This is a genomic window from Sulfurihydrogenibium sp., from assembly GCF_027448985.1.
GTDB lineage: Bacteria > Aquificota > Aquificia > Aquificales > Hydrogenothermaceae > Sulfurihydrogenibium.
Map to the genome: position 1 here is coordinate 1 of NZ_DAIDMN010000126.1, position 2,532 is coordinate 2,532.

At 36.6% G+C, this 2,532-nt stretch carries 3 protein-coding genes and 1 pseudogene; all 4 read right to left on the reverse strand.

Features of this window, described 5'->3' with window-relative positions; genetic code table 11:
* The coding region (locus tag NE054_RS07800; RefSeq protein WP_297890374.1) for an ABC transporter permease at positions 1-505 on the reverse strand (505 nt) is incomplete at its 3' end.
* Positions 505-1,809, reverse strand: a complete 1,305-nt coding sequence (gene trmFO / locus NE054_RS07805; protein WP_297890376.1) for an FADH(2)-oxidizing methylenetetrahydrofolate--tRNA-(uracil(54)-C(5))-methyltransferase TrmFO — start codon at positions 1,807-1,809, stop codon at positions 505-507. The genes trmFO and NE054_RS07800, both read right to left, overlap by 1 nt.
* Positions 1,806-2,222, reverse strand: a complete 417-nt coding sequence (locus NE054_RS07810) for a molybdenum cofactor biosynthesis protein MoaE (protein WP_297890380.1) — start codon at positions 2,220-2,222, stop codon at positions 1,806-1,808. Before NE054_RS07810 ends, trmFO begins: the two co-directional genes overlap by 4 nt.
* Positions 2,219-2,532, reverse strand: a pseudogene (locus NE054_RS07815) (hypothetical protein); the annotation flags it as partial. The pseudogene NE054_RS07815 and the gene NE054_RS07810, both read right to left, overlap by 4 nt.

Here is a 2,532-nt window from a genome sequence, read left to right on the forward strand (position 1 = left end):
CAATTGGAGACATCAAATTTAGTTGGTCTGAAACGGTGGCTGAAAGCATAACAGCAAGGTCTTTTCCTAAAACAACACAGTTTTCAGAAAGGTTGTACTCTCCAAGTATTAGTTTATCTTTAAGGTTCATGAATTTTAGGTCTTTTTCAGGGTCTATTCCTCTTACATATACTGGTAAAACTTGAGAATCTTTTGATAAAATTCCTTGTGTGTAAACAAAGGGTTCATAATCTACAACTTCCGGAAACCTTTTTAATGTGTTTACTATATCTTCGTTTATGTAAAATTTATCTTCCGCTTTTAAAATCATTATATGGGGGGCTGTTTCCAACAGTTTTGATTTTAGACCAAACATAAAACCACTCATAACGGACAGAGTAACGATTAATGCAGCTACACCAAGGGTTATTCCAACTACCGATATTACGGTCATAAAAGATAGTAGATTTGATTTTATTGAAAGAAGGTATCTTAAGGATATTTTCAGGTATAATGGTATCTTCATTACGATTGTAACTTCTCTTTAAACTCTTTTATTTTTTCAAGTGCTATTTGTGATTTTTTCAATTTTCTCTCTTCTTTTGATTTTATCTTCATATCAAGTTCCGGAAGTAAGGCAAAGTTTGGTCCCATTGGTTGTAGTTCATTTTTTGCAGTTGTTATATAGTTTATAAGACCACCTATCATTGTTTCTTTTGGTGGAGCTAACGGTTCTTTTCCCTGTAGCATTCTAACAACGTTGATCCCGGCTATTATTCCGGTTGCTGCAGATGCCATATAACCTTCCACTCCTGTAATCTGTCCAGCGAAAAGTATGTTTGGCCTTTTTTTCAAAGCTAAGGTAGGAAGCAGTAGTTTTTGAGATTGGATAAAGGTATTTCTGTGAATGGAGCCAAGTTTTACAAACTCAGCTTCCTTTAATGCCGGAATAAGTCTAAATATCCTTTGTTGTTCAGGATATTTTAACTTGGTCTGAAAACCTACCAAAGAGAGCAAGGTTCCTTCTATGTTCTCTTTTCTTAGTTGGACAACTGCAAATGGTCTTTTACCTGTTTTAGGGTCTACAAGTCCAACAGGTTTCATTGGTCCATAAAGTAGTGTTTCTTTTCCTCTTCTTGCCATTTCTTCTATCGGCAGACATCCTTCAAAGTAAACAGCTTTTTCAAAGTCTTTTAATGGAACTTGTTCTCCTTTTATAAGCTCGTTGTAAAAAATTTCATACTCTTCTTGAGTTAAAACACAGTTAAAGTAATCTCCACTTCCTTTATCGTATCTATCTGCCCAAAATCCTTTAGAGTAATCAACTGTAGAAGCATCTACAACAGGAGCGATTGCATCGTAAAAGTACAAGTATTGGGACGATGTCAGTTTTTGAATTTCTTTTGAGAAATCTTCAGATGTAAGGGGACCAGTAGCGATAACCACAATATCTGCATCTGGAAGTTTTTTTACTTCTTCTCTTATTACATTTATATTTGGATGATTTTCTAAAATCTCGGTTATTTTTTTTGAAAATTTTTCTCTATCTACAGCAAAAGCTTGACCTGCAGGAACTTTAAACTCTTTTGCAACTTCTAACACCAATGAACCAAGTTCTTCCATCTCTTTTTTTAAAAGTCCTGCTCCGGATGTTAGACTTTCACTACCGAAAGAGTTGCTACATACAATTTCGGCAAAGTATCCGGTCGTATGGGCAGGTGTGGATTTAACTGGACGCATCTCATAAAGGTCAACTTTGTACCCGGCTTGGGCTATCTTATAAGCTGCTTCGCTACCGGCTAATCCGGCTCCTACAACTGCTACTTTCAACTTTCTTTCCACTGACTTTGTCCCGTTTTAAACACTTCTTTTTTCCATATAGGAGCTCTTGCTTTTACGTTGTCAACCACATATCTACATCCTGCAAAGGCTTCCTGCCTATGACCTGCCCACACCACAACCAAAAAGGAAGGAATTCCAATCGGTACAACACCTGTCCTGTGATGTACCACACAGTGATGTATTTTAAATTTTTCTTTTGCTTCTTGGATAATCTCTTTTATAACTTTCTCTGCCATTGAAGTGTATGCTTCGTAATGAAGTTCTTCAACATCTCCGTCTTCCGGAGCAGACCTTGCTACACCGATGAAAATATCAACTCCACCACAAAGCGGATTTTTATAAGAGTTAAAAACCTCATCTAAGGAGTACCAATTTTCTCCTATGTATACATCAGGTATCAACATTTACCTCCGTTTTCAATGTACTTTTGAAACTCAATCTTTTCATAGCACTTTGTTCCTAAATAGTCAGCAAGTTTCATAAAGTAATCTTTCGGAATAAATCCAGGAATAACCCCTATCAATTCGTAATTTTTATCCGGATTAAAAACAGCTATCGTTGGATATCCTGTTACTCTATATAATCCGGCTAAAGTCCTTTCGTCAACTTCCTTCTTTCCTTCCGGGTCCAGTACTTTTCTTGAACCAACAACGTTGATCCCGGCTATTATTCCGGTTGCTGCAGATGCCATATAACCTTCCACTCCTGTAA